The organism is Mycobacterium sp. E787, from assembly GCF_001668725.1.
Classification (GTDB): Bacteria; Actinomycetota; Actinomycetes; order Mycobacteriales; family Mycobacteriaceae; genus Mycobacterium.
The window spans coordinates 1-17,241 of record NZ_LZKL01000116.1; the positions used below are offsets into that span (position 1 = coordinate 1).

A 17,241-nucleotide genomic window follows, 5' to 3' on the forward strand; every position below is an offset into this window, starting at 1 on the left:
GGCCCGGGCCCGGCCGCCGGCCCGCCCAGGGCGCCCGGCCCGGCCGGCTGACCTGCCCCGCGGCGATCGCAAGCGCGGCGAAGCCGCGTGAAGCGGGTCGCCGCCAAACGGCCCCGCCAAGCACGCCTAGACTCGGCGGTGATGTCCAACGACACTGCCGACCTGAGCGCGGCCATCCGTACCGCACTGGGGAAGGTGATCGACCCCGAATTGCGCCGTCCCATCACCGAACTCGGGATGGTCAAGAGCGTCGACGTCGAGCGCGACGGCGGCGTGCACGTCGCGATCTACCTGACCACCTCCGCGTGTCCTAAGAAGGCCGAGATCAGCGAGCGCGTCACCAGCGCGGTCGCCGACGTGCCCGGCACCGGGGCCGTCAAGGTGAGCCTGGACGTGATGAGCGACGAGCAGCGCACCGAGCTGCGCAAGCAGCTGCGCGGGGACGCCGCCGAGCCCGTCATCCCGTTCGCCCAGCCCAGCTCGCTGACCCGGGTTTACGCCGTCGCCTCCGGCAAGGGCGGCGTCGGAAAGTCGACGGTCACGGTCAACCTGGCCGCGGCGATGGCCGCGCGCGGCCTGTCCGTCGGGGTGCTCGACGCCGACATTCACGGCCATTCCATCCCGCGCATGATGGGCACCACCGATCGGCCCACTCAGGTCGAGTCGATGATCCTGCCGCCCGTCGCCCACGAGGTGAAGGTCATCTCGATCGCCCAGTTCACCCAGGGCAACACGCCGGTGGTGTGGCGCGGACCGATGTTGCACCGCGCGCTGCAGCAGTTCCTGGCCGACGTGTACTGGGGCGACCTCGACGTGTTGCTGCTCGACCTGCCGCCCGGCACCGGGGACGTCGCCATCTCGGTGGCACAGCTGATCCCCAACGCCGAGATCCTGGTGGTGACCACGCCGCAGCTGGCGGCGGCCGAGGTCGCCGAACGGGCCGGCAGCATCGCGCTGCAAACCCGACAGCGCGTCGTCGGCGTCGTCGAGAACATGTCCGGGCTGGTGCTGCCCGACGGCACCACGATGCAGGTGTTCGGCGAGGGCGGCGGCCGGCAGGTCGCCGAGCGGTTGTCGCGCGCGGTTGGCGCCGATGTGCCGCTGCTGGGCCAGATCCCGCTGGACCCGGCGCTGGTCGCCGCCGGTGATGCCGGCCTACCGATCGTGCTGAGCGCGCCGGACTCCCCCGTCGGCAAGGAACTGCGCGGCGTGGCCGACAGCCTCTCGTCGCGCAAGCGGGGGCTGGCGGGCGTGTCGCTGGGGCTGGACCCGGCCAGGCGCTGAGTTTCCTCCGCGAGCGTGCGTGTTTGTACGCCGACACGCCGTCGCAGGCGTACAACTGCGCACGCTCGCGACGGGCGGCCGACGCGTCAGGTGGCGTCGGCGTCGAACGGCGCGGGTCCGCCGGTGTGCTCGGGCTGCGTCCGCGGTACCGGCCGCGCGGGCTCCGCCGGCTGCGCCGGCGCCCCGTTGACCGGCCGGTCGAAGTTTCCCGTCAGGAACGAGTCGTCGCCGTCGAGCAGGTGCTTGGTGAGCGCGGCGCGCGGGCTCATGCCGCGCAGCTTCTGCAGCTCGCCGAGCGGCTCGCGCAGGTCGTCGAACTCGGGGCCGAGATCCTGGCGGAGCTGCGTCGTCATCCCGCTGAGGTAGTCACGCGCCTGCCGCAGCGCATTCGACGTCCACCGGATCGCGCCCGGGAGCCGCTCGGGGCCGAGGATCACCAGCCCGACCACGACGAGGACCAGGATGTGCTCCCAGCTCAGGTTCGCGAACACTTAGCCGTTGTCCGAATCGGGTTTCACCGTCAGCGTGACGTGCCGGCCGTCACGGACCACCTCCACCGGGGCGTCCTGGCCGATGGTCAGCTGCCGCACGGCGACGACGAACTCGTCGGCGTCGGCGACCTTGCGGTTGCCGACCTTGACGATCACGTCGTTCTCCAGGATCCCGCCCTTCTGGGCCGGGCTGCCCGCTTTGACGTTGGCCACCTGGGCGCCCGAGGCGATCGCGTTGCTCACCGAGCGGGTGCTGACGCCCAGCGTCGGGTGCACGATCTTCCCGTCCTTGATCAGGGCCTGGGCCACCGACTTGACCTCGTTGATCGGAATGGCGAAGCCGAGCCCGCTTGCGCTGTCCGACAACGACTTACCGGCCGTGTCGATGCCGATCACCTGCGAGTCCATGCTGATCAACGGGCCACCGGAGTTGCCGTGGTTGATCGACGCGTCGGTCTGCAGAGCGTCGATGACGGTATCGGTGTCGGAGCCCTCGCCCGACAGCGGGACGGGGCGATGCAGGGCGCTGATGATGCCGTGGGTCACGGTGCTGCGCAGGCCGAGCGGCGCGCCGGCGGCCAGCACCTCGTCGCCGACGCGCACCTTGTCGGAGTCACCCAGCTGGGCCACGCTCAGGTTGTCGACGTTGTCGACCTTGAGCACCGCCAGGTCGGTCTTGGGGTCGCGGCCCACCAGGTTGGCCGGCACCTCCTTGCCGTCGTTGAAGACCACGGTCGTCTTGAACTGGCTGGGGTTGTTGGCCGCCTCGGAGATGACGTGGTTGTTGGTGACGATGTAGCCGCGGCCGTCGATGACGACCCCAGAGCCTTGCATGCCCTCCTGGTCGCTCTTCGACTCGATGGTGACCACGGCGTTGGCGGTGGCGGCCGCCACCTTGGCGAACCGGCCCGCCGGCAGCTCGCTGTTGCCGGGCGTCGACAGCGTGACCTTCGAGGTGGTGAACGCCTCGACCACCTCGGCCGTCTTGCGGCCGATCACACCGCCGATCAGACCGATGACCAGCGCGATCAACAGCAGGACCGCGAGCGCCAGGTAGGACACCTTGCGCCCGAACAGCACGTCGCGGACCCCGAGCTTGCCGCCGTAGCCCGGTACCGCCTGCGGTCCGGCCGGCGCGACGGCCGGCGTCCCCAGGGCCGCGGCGGCGGCGGGGTCGCGCCAGGGGTCTTCCGCGCCCTCGGGCTCGGCGCCGTCCTGCTCGGCGGCCAGCGCGCCGGCGTCGATCGGGTGACGCTGCAGCGTGTCCGCCGTCCCGGCGGGCCGGCTGAACGCCTCCGCGAGGACGGGATCGGCCGGTGGGTCGTGCGGCGTGAACTCGGACTGCTCGCGAAACTTCGGCGGGCGCACCCGCTCGGCCACGAAGGAGCCCCGGAGCCCGGTGGGACGGCCGAACGCCTGACGCGACGCGGGGTCGACCGGTGGCCGGGAGATGGGGCGCGGCGCCAGGCGGTCCTCGCCGTTGCCGCTGTTATTGCCGTCGGAGGTCACGTTTGTTCTGGATCCTCTTCTTGAGCGCTCGAGCAGGCCGCTTACCGGGCGCGTTGCGGCGCGGCGGCATTGTGCTTACCCACCCTAGTATCCACGGGCGCGCCGGTTATCGGCGCTTACGCTGGTCGCGCGTATCGCGCTCGGACGTGTCGTCGTCCGACGGGTGAAGGGGGATTTCGGAGAGCAGTCCCAGCAGGTTGGTGGGGATGCGGATCGGGTGGGAATCGCGCAACGCGGCGCGCGCCCGGCTCTGGTCCTCCACCTCAGCCGCGCATTCCGGGCACAGCGAGAGGTGGTGGGCGGCGCGCAGGTGGGCGTTCATCCGCAGCTCGCCGTCGACGAAAGCCGCGATCGCCTCGATGGACAGATGCTCGGTGGATCGGAACCGGCGCGGTGCGCCGACGGGCGCGTCGCTCTGGGAGGCGAACTGTGCGGGCAGCCAGGAGAATGCGCGGCGGAACACCTCGCCTCGATCCGCCATCACCCGTTCCTTTCTTACCGCCCTCTCACGAATGTAGCGCGAGGTCGCGCCCCATACCGCGCGTACAGCGCTTAAAGCCGTCGGATTCTCGCGTCCAACGGTGCTATTCGGCTGTGGATGAGCCGTCAGGCGGGCGAGGGCAGCTACGCCGACTCGGCGTGCAGCCCGTGCTCGGGATGCGCGGCCAGGTAGTCGCGCAGCGCCTGGCGTCCACGGTGGATGCGGCTGCGCACGGTGCCCAGCTTGACGCCGAGGGTGGCGCCGATCTCCTCGTACGACAGGCCCTCGATGTCGCACAACACGACCGCGGCGCGAAACTCCGGCGGCAGCGAATCCAGCGCCGCCTGCAGGTCGGGCCCCAGCCGCGAATCGTGGTAGATCTGCTCGGGGTTCGGCTCGTCGGCCGGCACCCGGTCGTAGTCCTCGGGCAGCGCCTCCATGCGGATGCGGGCGCGCCGGCGAACCATGTCCAGGAACAGGTTGGTGGTGATGCGGTGCAGCCAGCCCTCGAACGTCCCGGGCTGGTAGTTCTGGACCGACCGAAAGACGCGGATGAAGGTCTCCTGGGTCAGGTCCTCGGCGTCCTGCTGGTTGCCCGACAACCGGTAGGCCAGCCGGTACACCCGGTCGGCGTGCTGGCGCACGAGCTCGTCCCACGACGGCATCGTGGCCTTGTCCCCCGTCGCGTCGAACACCGCGGTGCCCTGTAACGCGTCCGTCGTCTCCACCCACTCGTCGTCGCGGCATTCCTGCGCGTGCGACATCGTGGTCGGACTCAAAAGCGCTGTGGTGATTGGATCCTCCAGAATCGGCCTGCCATCAAGGTTCGGCAGTTCGTCGACCGCGTCAACGCGGAGTTCCCAGCCTGTATTCCCATTCCGGCGGCTTGTATTCCCGGCCCCCCGCGAACCCCGTTCCATACGCATACCGTCGCCCATCGGCGTATGCGCGACATAGGAGCAGTCTGAAGTTTAGCTGAGAAACCATATCGTTACCTGCGCTGAACAGGGCGAATTGGCGGGCGAGTGACTTGCGTCGCCCCGCAGGATCCGGGCGTGTCGGCCAGGTTCGAGTCAGGCGCGCCTGCCCGGCTGCGCGGCAATTTGGAATACGCTGCGGGGCATGGACGGCACCGACGCAGCAGCCCCCGGCCAGACGGCTCCCAGTCGAGCCGAGTCACTCTGCGCGCACGCCGAGGGATCGATCTCGGAGGACGCGCTGCTGGCGGCGGCCCGCGAGCGCGCCGAGGAGATCGGCGCCGGCGCCGTGACGCCGGCCGTGGGTGCGCTGTTGGCCCTGCTGGCCAAGCTCAGCGGCGGCAAGGCCGTCGCCGAGGTCGGCACCGGCGCCGGGGTCAGCGGGCTCTGGTTGTTGTCGGGCATGAGCGACGACGGCGTGTTGACCACGATCGACATCGAGCCCGAGTACCTGCGGCTGGCCAAGCAGTCGTTCACCGACGCCGGGATCGGACCCTCGCGCACCCGGCTGATCAGTGGGCGCGCCCAGGAGGTGCTCACCCGGCTCGCCGACGAGTCCTACGACCTGGTGTTCATCGACGCCGACCCGGTCGACCAGCCCGACTACGTCGTGGAGGGGGTGCGGCTGCTGCGGCCCGGGGGCGTCATCGTGGTGCACCGGGCGGCGCTGGGCGGCCGCGCGGGCGATCCCGCGGCACGCGACGCCGAGGTGGCCGCCGTGCGCGAGGCGGCCCGGCTCATCGCCGAGGACGAGCGGCTCACCCCCGCGCTGGTGCCGCTCGGCGACGGACTGCTGGCGGCCGTCCGGGACTAGCGGCGGGTCGCCGGCTCTGACCGCCGCGCCGAGCGTGCACTGGCGGCGAGTTTTTGGCTGAAATTCCGCCGTGAGTGCACGTTCGGTGGCGTTGCCCAGGACTAAATCCGTCACGCCGGTTGAAGAAGCCCATGTTGTACGCCCCGCCGCCGAGGTTGGCTCGAGTTGTCGAAGCCCGAGTGCTGTTGGACATCCATTCGCGGCGCGTCACTGCCCGCCCGGGGCTAGCGATTTTGACGGATTCCTGACGGCGCGCCCCCTTGACCGGCGGCTGAACGAGCGTTTAGCGTACTGAACATGCGTTCAGCCGACCTGACCGCCGCCGCCCGGATCCGTGACGCGGCCATCGAGCAGTTCGGCGAGCGGGGGTTCGACGTGGGTCTGCGCGCGATCGCCGAGGCGGCGGGGGTGAGCGCCGCGCTGGTCATCCACCACTTCGGATCCAAGGACGGCCTGCGCAAGGCCTGCGACGATTACGTCGCCGAACAGATCCGCAGCACCAAATCGGAGGCGATGCGATCCAACGACCCCGCCACCTGGTTCGCGCAGCTCGCCGAGATCGAGGAATTCGCCCCACTGACGGCCTACCTGGTTCGCAGCATGCAGACCGGTGGCGACCTCGCGAAGATGTTGTGGCAGAGGATGATTGAGAACGTCGAAGAGTATATGGACGAAGGCGTGCGGGCCGGGACGATAAAGCCCAGCCGTGACCCGAAGGCCCGGGCCAAATATCTCGGCATCACCGGAGGCGGCAGCCTCCTGCTCTACATACAAATGCACGACACGCCAACCGATTTGCGTGCGGTCCTGCGCGACTACGCCAGCGACATGATTCTGCCCGCCCTGGAGATCTACACCGAGGGCCTGATGGTGGACCGCACCATGTACGACGCATTCCTGGCCGCCGACGATCAAGGAGGATCCCATGCCAGCTGACCACGCCGCACCCATCGAAATCCGCGGCCTGACGAAGAATTTCGGCGCGGTGCGCGCACTGGACGGCCTCGATCTGACGGTGCGCGAGGGCGAGGTGCACGGCTTCCTGGGGCCCAACGGTGCCGGGAAGTCGACGACCATCCGCATCCTGCTCGGCCTGGTGCGGGCCGACGGCGGCACCGCTCGGCTGCTGGGCGGCGACCCGTGGACCGACGCGGTGACACTGCACCGCCACATCGCCTACGTGCCGGGCGATGTGACCCTGTGGCCGTCGCTGACCGGCGGCGAGACCATCGACCTCCTGGCCCGCATGCGCGGCGGCATCGACGAGCGGCGTCGCGCCGAGCTCATCGAGCGCTTCGACCTCGACCCGCACAAGAAGGCGCGCACCTACTCGAAGGGCAACCGGCAAAAGGTGTCCCTGATCTCCGCGTTCTCGTCACACGCCTGGCTGCTGCTCCTGGACGAGCCCAGCAGCGGGCTGGACCCGGTGATGGAGAACGTGTTTCAGCAGTGCGTCGCAGAGGCGCGTGACCGCGGCACGACGGTCCTGCTGTCGAGCCACATCCTGGCCGAGACCGAAGCGCTGTGCGAACGGGTCACCATCATCCGGTCGGGAAAGACCGTCGAGAGCGGCTCGCTGGAGTCCATGCGGCATCTCAGCCGCACCTCGATCAAGGCCGAAGTCATCGGCGACCCGGGCGATCTCACCCGGATCAGGGGCGTTGAGGACGTCAGCATCGATGGCAACACGCTGCGCGCGCAGGTCGACAGCGAAAGCCTGGGCGAACTCATCCGGGCGCTCGGCGACGCCGGCGTGCGCTCACTCGTCAGCCAGCCCCCGACCCTCGAGGAACTGTTCCTGCGCCACTACAACACCACGGACAAGGTCTCAGCATGAGCACCGCGATCCTGGATCGGCCGCGGCCCGCACATCCGGCGCCGCGGACCGCTTCGAACTTCTCCGGCACGCTTGCCATGCTGCGGCTCTACCTGCGCCGCGACCGGGTCTCGTTGCCGCTGTGGGTGCTACTGCTGTCCGTGCCCCTGGCCACCGTGTACATCGGCAGCATCGAAAAGGTCTACCCGACCCAGGCCGCCCGTGCCGGTTTCGCCGCGGCGATCATGGCCAGCCCGGCCCAGCGCGCGCTCTACGGCCAGGTCTACAACGACAGCCTTGGGGCCGTGGGCATTTGGAAGGCCGGGATGTTCCACCTGCTGATCGCGGTGGCCGTCATCCTCACCGTGATCCGACACACCCGCGCCGATGAGGAGACCGGCCGGACCGAGCTGGTGGACTCGACCGCGATCGGTCGCTACGCCAGCCTGAGCGCGGCGCTGCTGTTGTCGTTCGGGGCGTCCGTCGCCACCGGCGCGATCGGCGCGACGGGACTGCTGACGACCGACGTCCCGGCCAGTGGATCGCTGGCGTTCGGGGCGGCGCTGGCCTGCTCCGGCCTGGTCTTCACCGCGGTCGCCGCGGTAACCGCGCAGCTGTCGCCGAGCGCCCGGTTCGCCCGGGGCGCCGCGTTCGCGGTACTGGGGGCCGCCTTCACGCTGCGCGCCATCGGCGATGCGGGCGACGGCAGGCTGTCGTGGCTCTCGCCGCTGGGCTGGTCGCTGCAGGTCCGGCCCTACGCGGGCGACCGCTGGTGGGTCCTGCTGCTGCACCTGGCGACGACGGCGGCGCTCACCCTGGTGGCCTACCGGCTGCTCGCCGGGCGCGACGTGGGCGCCGGCCTCGTCGCCGAGCGCGCCGGTCCGGGCGGGGCCGGGCCGCGGTTGGGCGGAGTCGACGGCCTGACGTGGCGGCTGGACCGCGGCGCGCTGCTGCTGTGGACCGTGGGCCTGTGCCTGTACGGCCTGCTGATGGGCAGCGTGGTGCACGGCATCGGCGACCAGCTGGGCGGTAGCACCGTCGTGCGCGACATCGTCGCGCGGATGGGCGGCACCAGCGTCCTGGAGGAGGCCTTCATCGCGGTGGCATACGCCATGATGGGCATGGTCGCCGCCGCGTTCGCCATTTCGCTCACCCTGCGCTTGCATCAGGAGGAATCCGGCCAGCGCGCCGAGACTACGCTGGCCGGCGCGGTCTCCCGAATTCATTGGCTGGCAAGCCATTTGGGCGCCGCGCTGATCGGATCCGCGGTCGCGATGCTGGCCAGCGGCGTGGCCGGCGGGGTCGTCTACGGCGTGGCCGCCGGCGACGTCGGCGGCAAGCTGGCCGTCGTGGTCGGCACCGCGGCCGTCCAATTGCCCGGCGTCTGGCTGCTCGCCGCAATCACGGTCGCGTTGTTCGGTGTGGCGCCGCGGTTCACGCCCGTCGCGTGGGGTGTGCTGGTGGGGTTCGTTGCCCTGTACCTGATCGGCGAGTTGGCCCGGCTGCCGCAGTGGGTGCTCGACCTGGAACCGTTCGCGCACACGCCGCGGGTCGGCGCCGATTTCACCGCCGTGCCGCTGGTGTGGCTGCTGGCCATCGATACCGCCCTGATCATCTTGGGGGCCATGGCTTTTCGACGTCGCGATCTGCGTTGCTAGGAGGGGTTATGAAACTTGCACTTCGATTGGCGACATCCGCGGTACTCGGATTGGCCTTCTACGGCCTGATCCTGTTCGGACCGGCCGGCACGCTGCGCTATTGGCAGGGATGGGCTTTCATCGCCGTGTTCACGCTGTCGACGATCGGCCCCACGATCTATTTGGCGCGCAACAACCCCGCGACGCTGCAGCGCCGCATGCGCGCCGGGCCGAGGGCGGAAACGCGAACGGCTCAAAAGTTCATCATCACCGCTAATTTCCTGACCATCTTCGGGATGATGGCATTCAGCGCCCTCGATCATCGAATGGGCTGGTCGACCGTTCCGGCATGGGTGTGTGTGCTCGGCCAGGTCCTCTTGGCCGCCGGCCTCGGACTGTCCATGCTGGTGGTCATCCAAAACGCTTACGCAGCGTCCACCGTCACGGTCGAGGCCGGCCAGACCGTGGCCTCGACCGGCGTCTACAAGTTCGTCAGGCACCCGATGTACGTCGGGAGCGTGATCATGATGGTCGGCATCCCGCTGGCGCTCGGCTCCTACTGGGGACTGCTCTTCGTGATCCCGGGCGTCGCGGCGCTCGTCTTGCGCATCCTCGACGAGGAGGAGCTGCTCACCCGGGACTTGCCTGGCTACCGCGAGTACGCGCAGCACGTGCGGTACCGGTTGGTGCCCAATGTCTGGTAGAGGTCCTAAGGTATTTGCGTGGCGCGAAATCCGGCACCGGCGCTCGACCGGCCATGGCGCCGCCCCGGCGCCCTGCGATACGCACTGACCCGGCTGCGCGGCATCGCCAAACCCCCCATCACCGTCACCGCCGCGCCATCGGACGTCCTCGTCGAGCCCGACGTCGCCGTCCCCACCCGCGACGGCACGGCGTTGCGGATCAACGTCTATCGACGGACGGACGAAGCCCGGCCGGTCATCCTCAGCATCCATCCGTACGGCAAGGACAATCTGCCGAGGCGGCGGCGCGGGAGGTGGACGTTCTCGATCCAATACCGGGTGTTGCGCCAGCCGCGGCCGGTGACCTTCTCGGCGCTCACCGGCTGGGAGGCGCCGGATCCGGCGTGGTGGACCGCGCGGGGCTTCACCGTGGTCAACGCCGACTCGCGCGGCTGCGGCCACTCCGACGGCACCGGAAACCTGCTGTCGCGCAGGGAGGCCGAGGACAGCTACGACCTGGTGCAGTGGATCGCCGGCCAACCATGGTGCGACGGCCGCGTCGTCATGCTCGGGGTCTCCTACCTTGCCATCAGCCAGTACGCCGTCGCCGCCCTGGCACCGCCGGCCCTGCGGGCGATCTGCCCGTGGGAGGGCTTCACCGACGCCTACCGCGACCTGACCTTCCCCGGCGGCGTTCGCGAACACGGGTTCACAAGGATGTGGTCGCGCAACCTGCGTCGCGATACGCGGCAGACCTACGACCTGGAGCGGATGCAGGACGCCCACCCGCTGCGCGACGACTTCTGGCGCTCGGTGGTGCCCGACCTGTCCGCGATCACGGTGCCCATGCTGGTCTGCGGCAGCTTCTCGGACAACAACCTGCACAGCCGCGGGTCGATCCGGGCCTTCACTCACGCCGGCTCGGCCCACGCCCGCCTGTACACCCATCGGGGCGGCAAGTGGGCGACGTTCTACTCCGAAGCCGCGCGGGCCGAACAGCTCGACTTCTTCCGGGGCGTGCTCGACGGCGCGGCCGGTTCCCGCAGCGTCCGCCTCGAGGTCCGCGAGGACCGCGACACCGTCGCCGCGGTGCGCGAGGAGGCGGACTGGCCGCTACCCCGAACCCGTTGGCGCCCCTTGTATCTGGGCGACGCCGGGGCGCTGGTGCCGGAGCGGCCGGCCGAGGCCGGCAGCATCGCGTTCGAAACGCATTCCGCCGCAGCGGCTTTCAGCTGGACGGTGCCCGCCGACGTCGAGCTGACCGGCCCGATGGCCGCCCGGCTGTGGGTGGCGCTGGACGGCTGCGACGACGCCAACCTGTTCGTGGGCGTGGAGAAGTGGCGTGCCGGCCGGTTCGTCGCCTTCGAGGGGTCCTACGGCTACGGGCGCGACCGCGTGACCACCGGGTGGCAGCGGGTCGCGCTGCGGGCGCTGGACCCCGAGCTGTCCCGGCCGTGGGAGCCCGTCCCATCGTGCGCGGATCCGCGTCCGGTCGCCGCCGGCGAGGTGGTCGCGGTCGATGTCGCGCTGGGGCCGTCGGCCACGCTGTTCCGGGCCCGCGAGCAGCTGCGCCTGGTGGTCGCCGGGCGGTGGCTGTGCCCGGCCAATCCGCTGATCGGTCAGATGCCGGCGGCCTACGAGAGCTCGCCCCGCGGCCGCGTCACCCTGCACTGGGGGCCGCGCCACGACGCGCACCTGCTGGTCCCGGAGGTCCGGTAATACGCCGAGCAGACGCAAAAGCCCCCATTTAACGGCCGAAATGGGGGCTTTTGCGTCTGCTGGCGGGACTAAATCCAGACGCCCTTGCCGACGGCGACCACGCCGCCGGCGCTGATGGCGAAGCGCTCGCGGTCCTTCTCGAGATCGACGCCCACCATCTCGCCGGGCCCGACGACGACGTTCTTGTCCAGGATCGCGTGGCGCACCACCGCGCCGCGCCCGACCCGCGCGCCCGGCATGATCACGCTGCCCTCCACGATCGCGCCGTCGTCGACCACGACGTTGGACGACAGCACCGAGTTGCGCACCGAGGCCGCCGAGATGATGCTGCCGGCACCCACGACGGACTCCTGCGCCGAGCCGCCGTTGACGAACTTGGCCGGCGCCAGGTTCTCGGACTCGCCGCGGATCGGCCAGCGCTTGTTGTAGAGGTTGAACACCGGGTGCACCGAGACCAGGTCCATGTGCGCGTCGTAGAACGCGTCCAGCGTTCCGACGTCGCGCCAGTAGCCCCGGTCGCGGTCGGTGGCGCCGGGCACCTCGTTGTCGGAGAAGTCGTACACCGCCGCCATCCCGTCCTCCACCAGCCGCGGGATGATGTCGCCGCCCATGTCGTGATCGGAGTGGTCGTCGTCGGCGTCGGCGCGGATCGCGTCGATGAGCACCTTGGTGGTGAAGATGTAGTTGCCCATCGACGCGAACGTCGACGCGGGGTCGTCGGGGGTGCCCGGCGGATCCAGCGGCTTCTCCACGAACGCGCGGATGCGGCCGGAGTCGTCGGCGTCGATGCAGCCGAAGGCCGAAGCCTCGCTGCGGGGGACCTTGATGCCGGCCACGGTCGCGCCGGCGCCGCTTTCGATGTGGAACTGGACCATCTGCTCGGGATCCATCCGGTAGACGTGGTCGGCGCCGAAAACGACTATGTAGTCCGGATCTTCGTCGTAGATCAGGTTGAGCGACTGATAGATCGCGTCGGCCGAGCCGGTGTACCAGCGCGGGCCGAGGCGCTGCTGCGCGGGAACCGGCGTGATGTACTCGCCGGCCAGGCCGGACAACCGCCAGTTCTGCGAAATGTGGCGGTCGAGTGAATGCGACTTGTATTGGGTGAGAACGCAGATCCGCAGATAGCGGGCGTTGACCAGGTTGGAGAGCACGAAGTCGATCAGCCGGTAGGCGCCACCGAAGGGAACCGCGGGTTTCGCCCGGTCCGCGGTCAGCGGATACAACCGCTTGCCCTCACCGCCGGCCAGGACAATGCCCAGCACGTGTGGCGCTTCCCTCATGGCTCCCAAACTATCGGCCGCCGCCAGCCGCTGCCAGGGGGAATCCCGGTGGACGCCGTTCTGACGGACTGCCTGTCAAGGTATTTGGCGTCGTTCTCGCCACGTTTCACAACCCGATACCGCCCATTATTGCGCAGGCCCGCTCGACAGCCGCGCCGAAAACCGGATTCGGCAAATTTTCTCGCCGCCCGACTCGCGGGCCGCGGCGTCGCCGAACTACCGTGCGGAGTATGCGGGTGGCGATGATGACGCGGGAGTACCCACCAGATGTCTACGGGGGGGCCGGGGTACACGTCACCGAACTCGTCGCGCAACTGCGGCGGCTCTGCGCGGTCGACGTGCACTGCATCGGCGCGCCGCGCCCCGACGCCTTCGCGCAGCAACCCGACCCGCGCATCCACGGCGCCAACCCCGCGCTGTCCACCCTGTCCGCTGACCTGATGATGACCAACGCCGCGTCGGCGGCCACCGTCGTGCATTCGCACACCTGGTACGCCAACCTCGCCGGGCACCTGAGCGCGCTGCTCTACGACATTCCGCACGTCATGACCGCGCATTCGCTCGAGCCGCTGCGCCCGTGGAAGGCCGAACAGCTCGGCGGCGGCTACCAGATTTCGACGTGGGTGGAACGGACCGCGGTGCTGGCCGCCGACGCCGTCATCGCGGTCAGCGCGGCGATGCGCGAAGACATCCTGCGGGTCTACCAAACGCTGGACCCGAGCCTGGTGCACGTCATCCGCAACGGTGTCGACACCAACGTCTGGTATCCCGCCGGGCCGATGCAGACCGGATCGGTGCTCGCCGAGCTCGGCGTCGACCCCGGCCGGCCGACCGTGGCCTTCGTCGGGCGGATCACCCGGCAGAAGGGCGTCGCGCACCTGGTGGCCGCCGCGCACCGGTTCGCCCCCGGGGTTCAGGTGGTGCTGTGCGCCGGGGCCCCCGACACCCCGGAACTGGCCGAGGAGATTCGCGCCGCGGTGGGCGAGCTGGCCCGCGACCGCGACGGGGTGTTCTGGATCAGGGAGATGCTGCCCATCGGGGAGCTACGCGAAATACTCTCGGCGGCAACGGTGTTCGTATGCCCGTCGGTGTACGAGCCGTTGGGGATCGTCAATCTCGAGGCGATGGCGTGCGCGACGGCGGTGGTGGCTTCCGACGTCGGCGGGATACCGGAGGTGGTCAGGGATGGGATCACCGGGTCGCTGGTCCACTACGACCCCGACGATCCGGCGGGCTACCGGGCGGGGCTGGCCGCAGCGGTCAACGAGCTGGTCGCCGACCCGGACAAGGCCAAACGCTATGGCGAGGCGGGACGCCAGCGCTGCATCGAGGACTTCTCCTGGGCCCACGTGGCCGAGCAGACGCTGGAGATCTACCGGAAGGTCTCTGCGTAAGCCGTTTAGCTGGTGACGCCCTTGAGTTCGTCACCGAGGGCCGCGGCCTCGTCGGGCGTCAGCTCAACGACCAGCCGACCGCCGCCCTCAAGCGGTACTCGCATAACGATGCCGCGCCCCTCCTTGGTTGCCTCCAAAGGACCGTCTCCGGTACGGGGCTTCATCGCCGCCATCGAGTGCTCCCTTCAGCTTCGAGCTGGCCCGGCGTGGCGGACCTGGTCGGCGCCGAGCATGCCCCGCCAGTGGATTTCCAGCCATACCCGACTTTGAAATGCATCGCCTGCCAAATCACCCCTCCATTGTTCCCTATCGGGGGCGACAGTTATACAAAGACCCGCTTCTGACGCGTCATCGGGCCCCTAACCGGGGTTTGCCGGCACCCAGCAACCGCGAATGTGGTCGTCGACCATGCCGGTCGCCTGCATCAGCGCGTAGGCGGTGGTCGGCCCGACGAAACGGAACCCGCGCCGTTTGAGCTCGGCCGCCATCGCCTTCGATTCGGGGCTGGCCGAGGGGATTTCGGACCCGTCGGCGGGACGCGGCCGCGGTGACGGCGCGAACGACCACAACAGCTTGGACAGGTCCTCGGCGGATCCCAGCTCGGCGGCGGCGCGCGCGTTGGCGATCGTCGCGTCGATCTTGGCCCGGTTGCGGACGATCCCCTCGTCGGCCATCAGCCGCTGCACGTCGGCGTCGGTGTAGCCCGCGACCGTCTCGATGTCGAACCCGGCGAAGGCGCGCCGGAAGTTCTCCCGCTTGCGCAGGATGATCAGCCACGACAGGCCGCTCTGGAACGCCTCGAGGCTCATCCGCTCGAACAGCGCCACCCCGTCGTGCAGCGGGCGGCCCCATTCCCGGTCGTGGTAGTCGCGGTACATCCCGAAGTCCGGCCCGGGCCGAATGGCCGCCCAGCCGCACCGCACCAGCCCGTCGTCGTCGCTCACACTGAGTCCTGACGATCCTCGCGCTCGTCGGGTTCCACCGAATCGGGCTCGCCCTCGCTCTCGGGGGCCGCGGAAGCCGAGGCGTGCACCGCCGCCGCCAGCTCGCCGCGCAGCGCCTCGAGCTCGCGGGCGAGCCGGTCCAGCACCCAGTCCACCTCGCTGGTCTTGTATCCACGCAGCACCTGGGTGAACTTGACGGCGTCGACGTCGGCGCCGGTGACCCCGTAAGCCGGCAGCACGGTCGCCGTCGTCCCCCGCGGCAGGGGCGGCAGCTGCTCGCCACGGCCGAACAGCAGGCTCGCCGCGCCGAACAGCACGATCGCCACCAGGACGAGTACCACCAGGTACAGCAACACCAACGCCACGCGTTCGATATTGCCCTATGCCGCCGACATCCCGGCGCGCGTGGGCCCTAGCGGGGCCTGACCCGATTGATCGGCGGCCGATCCTCCAGCGACACCGGCGAGGTGCGCGCGGTGTAGCCGAACCCCTGGGCGCCGTCGGCGAAGAACTGGGTCAACCCGACCCCGGAGTCGGGGATCCCGCAGCGCGAGAGCAGGGTCGCGATGACCTGGCGGCTCATCGCGCCCAGCTCGGCCAACGGCCGGTTGCGATGCGCCCGCACCCCGAGGTTCACCTGCGCGATCGCGTCGAGGCCCAGCCGGTCGAAGGTGTCCACCAGCACGCCGATCTCCACCCCGTAGCCGGGGGCGAACGGCAGCGACGTCAGCAGTTCCCGGCTGGCCGCGTACTCGCCGCCGAGCGGCTGCAGGATGCGGCCCAGTTCCGGGCGCAGCGCCGCGAGCAAGGGCCGGGCCACCAGCTCGGTGACCCGACCGCCGCCCGCCTCGGCGCCGTGCAGCGGCCGCCGATAGAAGCTCTTCACCAGGTGAATCCCGTCACCGGTCAGCAGCGGGGCCACCAGCCACGGCACGAACATCGGGTGCGGGTTGATCAGGTCGGAGTCGACGAACACCACGATGTCGCCGCTGGTGGCCGCCAGCGAACGCCACAGCACCTCGCCCTTGCCCGGCCGGACGGGCACCTCGGGCAGCGCCTGCTCCCGGCTGACGACGCGCGCGCCGGCGGCAATCGCGCGGATCTCGGTGTCGTCGGTGGAGCCGGAGTCCAGCACGATCAGCTCGTCGACCAGGCCGTCCACCAGCGGCGAGATGCTTTCGATCACCGAGGAGACGGTGGCTTCCTCGTTGAGGGCGGGCAACACCACCGAGACGGTCCGCCCGGCCTTCGCCTCTTCCAGTTCGCCGACGGTCCAGCCGGGCCGGTTCCAATTGCGGTCGGCCAGCAGAACGTCCCCGGGGCGCGCGGCGAGCACGCCCTCGCTGGCGAGGTCTACCACGTCCGTCATGCGAGCCCCCGTACCGTGCGTGCCGGCGCGCGAGTCCCCTGGATCGAGGACACCATCTCGAGCACCCGCCGGGTGGCCGCGACCTGGTGCACCCGAAACATCCGGACCCCGGCCGCCGCCGCCAGCGCGGTGGCTGCCAGCGTCCCCTCGAGCCGTTCGGTCAGTTCCACACCCAAAGTCTCCCCGACGAAGTCCTTGTTGCTCAAAGCGAGCAGGACGGGCCATCCGGTGTTAACAAGTTCGCCCGCGTGTCGCAACAAAAGCAGCCCGTGGAAGGTGTTCTTGCCGAAATCATGGGCCGGATCGATCAGCACCCGGTCGCGGGCCACCCCGGCCGCCACCGCCCGGTCCGCCGCCGCGGTGACCCGGCCGATGACGTCGTCCACCACCCCCCGCGTGGTGGTGCCGAAGCTCACCCGGAACGGCCGGGTGCGCGGCAGCGCCCCGCCGGTGTGCGAACACACCAGCCCCGCCCCGAACTCGGCGGCCACCTCCGGCAGCGCGGGGTCGATGCCGCCCCAGGTGTCGTTGATCAGGTCCGCGCCGGCAGCGCAGGCCACCCGCGCCACGCCTGAGCGCCAGGTGTCGACGCTGATCAGCTGCTCGGGGTAGGCGCCGCGCAGCCATTCGATGAACGGCAGCAGCCGGGCGATCTCGGTTTGCTCGTCGACCGTCTCGCCGGGCCCGGCCTTGACCGCGCCCACGTCGATGACGTCGGCGCCGTCGGCGATGGCGTTGTGGGCGGCCTCCCGGGCGGCCTCGTCGCCGAAGGTCGCGCCCCGGTCGTAGAACGAATCCGGGGTGCGGTTGACGATCGCCATGATCAGTGGGCGATCGCCG

18 protein-coding genes are annotated in these 17,241 nt (G+C 70.1%); 8 read left to right on the top strand and 10 right to left on the bottom strand.

The annotated features are described in order from the left end of the window. Window positions 1-141 precede the first annotated feature (141 nt). Window positions 142-1,284: an Mrp/NBP35 family ATP-binding protein gene (locus tag A5705_RS22185; protein ID WP_068280062.1), complete on the top strand. Its 1,143-nt coding sequence runs from the start codon at window positions 142-144 to the stop codon at window positions 1,282-1,284. Window positions 1,285-1,370: 86 nt separating this feature from the next. Here A5705_RS22185 and tatB read toward each other — a convergent pair whose 3' ends face one another. From tatB to sigE, 4 genes are all read right to left on the bottom strand, one after another. Next, on the bottom strand, window positions 1,371-1,775 hold the full coding sequence (gene tatB / locus A5705_RS22190) for a Sec-independent protein translocase protein TatB (protein ID WP_068280065.1): 405 nt from the start codon (window positions 1,773-1,775) through the stop codon (window positions 1,371-1,373). Beyond that, window positions 1,776-3,284: a S1C family serine protease gene (locus A5705_RS22195; RefSeq protein ID WP_068280068.1), complete on the bottom strand. Its 1,509-nt coding sequence runs from the start codon at window positions 3,282-3,284 to the stop codon at window positions 1,776-1,778. A gap of 106 nt (window positions 3,285-3,390) precedes the next feature. Beyond that, window positions 3,391-3,765, bottom strand: a complete 375-nt coding sequence (gene rseA / locus A5705_RS22200; RefSeq protein WP_068280070.1) for an anti-sigma E factor RseA — start codon at window positions 3,763-3,765, stop codon at window positions 3,391-3,393. A gap of 143 nt (window positions 3,766-3,908) precedes the next feature. After that, window positions 3,909-4,685: an RNA polymerase sigma factor SigE gene (sigE, locus tag A5705_RS22205; RefSeq protein WP_068280072.1), complete on the bottom strand. Its 777-nt coding sequence runs from the start codon at window positions 4,683-4,685 to the stop codon at window positions 3,909-3,911. Window positions 4,686-4,887: 202 nt separating this feature from the next. On the opposite strand from sigE, the gene A5705_RS22210 reads away from it, so the two are divergent. The 6 genes from A5705_RS22210 (at window position 4,888) to A5705_RS22235 (ending at window position 11,411) form a co-directional block, all read left to right on the top strand. Further along, window positions 4,888-5,556: an O-methyltransferase gene (locus A5705_RS22210; protein ID WP_068280074.1), complete on the top strand. Its 669-nt coding sequence runs from the start codon at window positions 4,888-4,890 to the stop codon at window positions 5,554-5,556. Window positions 5,557-5,853: 297 nt separating this feature from the next. Next, window positions 5,854-6,492, top strand: a complete 639-nt coding sequence (locus A5705_RS22215; protein WP_067881110.1) for a TetR/AcrR family transcriptional regulator — start codon at window positions 5,854-5,856, stop codon at window positions 6,490-6,492. Next, window positions 6,482-7,393, top strand: a complete 912-nt coding sequence (locus A5705_RS22220; RefSeq protein ID WP_068280080.1) for an ABC transporter ATP-binding protein — start codon at window positions 6,482-6,484, stop codon at window positions 7,391-7,393. Before A5705_RS22215 ends, A5705_RS22220 begins: the two co-directional genes overlap by 11 nt. Further along, window positions 7,390-9,030, top strand: a complete 1,641-nt coding sequence (locus tag A5705_RS22225) for an ABC transporter permease (RefSeq protein WP_156763201.1) — start codon at window positions 7,390-7,392, stop codon at window positions 9,028-9,030. The genes A5705_RS22220 and A5705_RS22225 overlap by 4 nt, the downstream gene beginning before the upstream one ends. An 8-nt stretch (window positions 9,031-9,038) precedes the next feature. Beyond that, the gene (locus tag A5705_RS22230; RefSeq protein WP_067881114.1) at window positions 9,039-9,713 is read left to right on the top strand and encodes an isoprenylcysteine carboxylmethyltransferase family protein; all 675 of its coding nucleotides are present in this window, start codon (window positions 9,039-9,041) and stop codon (window positions 9,711-9,713) included. Between the two features lie 18 nt (window positions 9,714-9,731). Beyond that, a complete protein-coding gene (locus tag A5705_RS22235) occupies window positions 9,732-11,411 on the top strand; it encodes a CocE/NonD family hydrolase (protein WP_068280083.1) in 1,680 nt (559 codons plus the stop codon). Window positions 11,412-11,479: 68 nt separating this feature from the next. Here the strand turns inward: A5705_RS22235 and glgC are convergent, their stop codons facing one another. Continuing rightward, a complete protein-coding gene (gene glgC / locus A5705_RS22240) occupies window positions 11,480-12,694 on the bottom strand; it encodes a glucose-1-phosphate adenylyltransferase (protein WP_067881118.1) in 1,215 nt (404 codons plus the stop codon). A 230-nt stretch (window positions 12,695-12,924) separates the two neighbouring features. On the opposite strand from glgC, the gene glgA reads away from it, so the two are divergent. Beyond that, window positions 12,925-14,088 (top strand): glycogen synthase, encoded by a 1,164-nt coding sequence (glgA, locus tag A5705_RS22245; RefSeq protein ID WP_067881120.1) that lies wholly within the window; start codon window positions 12,925-12,927, stop codon window positions 14,086-14,088. A gap of 5 nt (window positions 14,089-14,093) precedes the next feature. On the opposite strand, the gene A5705_RS22250 is transcribed toward glgA, so the two are convergent. From A5705_RS22250 to folP, 5 genes are all read right to left on the bottom strand, one after another. Beyond that, window positions 14,094-14,261, bottom strand: coding sequence for a DUF3117 domain-containing protein (locus A5705_RS22250; protein WP_003406247.1), 168 nt, complete (start codon window positions 14,259-14,261; stop codon window positions 14,094-14,096). A gap of 186 nt (window positions 14,262-14,447) precedes the next feature. Continuing rightward, complete coding sequence (locus tag A5705_RS22255) at window positions 14,448-15,032, bottom strand: DNA-3-methyladenine glycosylase I (RefSeq protein WP_067881122.1); 585 nt, start codon at window positions 15,030-15,032, stop codon at window positions 14,448-14,450. Continuing rightward, on the bottom strand, window positions 15,029-15,397 hold the full coding sequence (locus A5705_RS22260) for a DivIVA domain-containing protein (RefSeq protein ID WP_068280086.1): 369 nt from the start codon (window positions 15,395-15,397) through the stop codon (window positions 15,029-15,031). The genes A5705_RS22255 and A5705_RS22260 overlap by 4 nt, the downstream gene beginning before the upstream one ends. Window positions 15,398-15,444: 47 nt before the next feature. Then, the gene (locus A5705_RS22265) at window positions 15,445-16,401 is read right to left on the bottom strand and encodes a glucosyl-3-phosphoglycerate synthase (RefSeq protein ID WP_067881127.1); all 957 of its coding nucleotides are present in this window, start codon (window positions 16,399-16,401) and stop codon (window positions 15,445-15,447) included. After that, a complete protein-coding gene (gene folP, locus A5705_RS22270) occupies window positions 16,398-17,222 on the bottom strand; it encodes a dihydropteroate synthase (protein WP_068280088.1) in 825 nt (274 codons plus the stop codon). The genes A5705_RS22265 and folP overlap by 4 nt, the downstream gene beginning before the upstream one ends. Window positions 17,223-17,241: the final 19 nt, after the last annotated feature.

Bases quoted from the DNA above. Each gene is read 5' to 3' on its own strand.
- A5705_RS22220 (WP_068280080.1), top strand. From the start codon at position 6,482: ATGCCAGCTGACCACGCCGCACCCATCGAAATCCGCGGCCTGACGAAG.
- A5705_RS22215 (WP_067881110.1), top strand. From the start codon at position 5,854: ATGCGTTCAGCCGACCTGACCGCCGCCGCCCGGATCCGTGACGCGGCC.
- A5705_RS22230 (WP_067881114.1), top strand. From the start codon at position 9,039: ATGAAACTTGCACTTCGATTGGCGACATCCGCGGTACTCGGATTGGCC.
- sigE (WP_068280072.1), bottom strand. From the start codon at position 4,685: ATGGAACGGGGTTCGCGGGGGGCCGGGAATACAAGCCGCCGGAATGGG.
- glgC (WP_067881118.1), bottom strand. From the start codon at position 12,694: ATGAGGGAAGCGCCACACGTGCTGGGCATTGTCCTGGCCGGCGGTGAG.
- A5705_RS22185 (WP_068280062.1), top strand. From the start codon at position 142: ATGTCCAACGACACTGCCGACCTGAGCGCGGCCATCCGTACCGCACTG.
- rseA (WP_068280070.1), bottom strand. From the start codon at position 3,765: ATGGCGGATCGAGGCGAGGTGTTCCGCCGCGCATTCTCCTGGCTGCCC.
- A5705_RS22265 (WP_067881127.1), bottom strand. From the start codon at position 16,401: ATGACGGACGTGGTAGACCTCGCCAGCGAGGGCGTGCTCGCCGCGCGC.
- A5705_RS22250 (WP_003406247.1), bottom strand. From the start codon at position 14,261: ATGGCGGCGATGAAGCCCCGTACCGGAGACGGTCCTTTGGAGGCAACC.
- folP (WP_068280088.1), bottom strand. From the start codon at position 17,222: ATGGCGATCGTCAACCGCACCCCGGATTCGTTCTACGACCGGGGCGCG.
- glgA (WP_067881120.1), top strand. From the start codon at position 12,925: ATGCGGGTGGCGATGATGACGCGGGAGTACCCACCAGATGTCTACGGG.
- A5705_RS22225 (WP_156763201.1), top strand. From the start codon at position 7,390: ATGAGCACCGCGATCCTGGATCGGCCGCGGCCCGCACATCCGGCGCCG.
- A5705_RS22210 (WP_068280074.1), top strand. From the start codon at position 4,888: ATGGACGGCACCGACGCAGCAGCCCCCGGCCAGACGGCTCCCAGTCGA.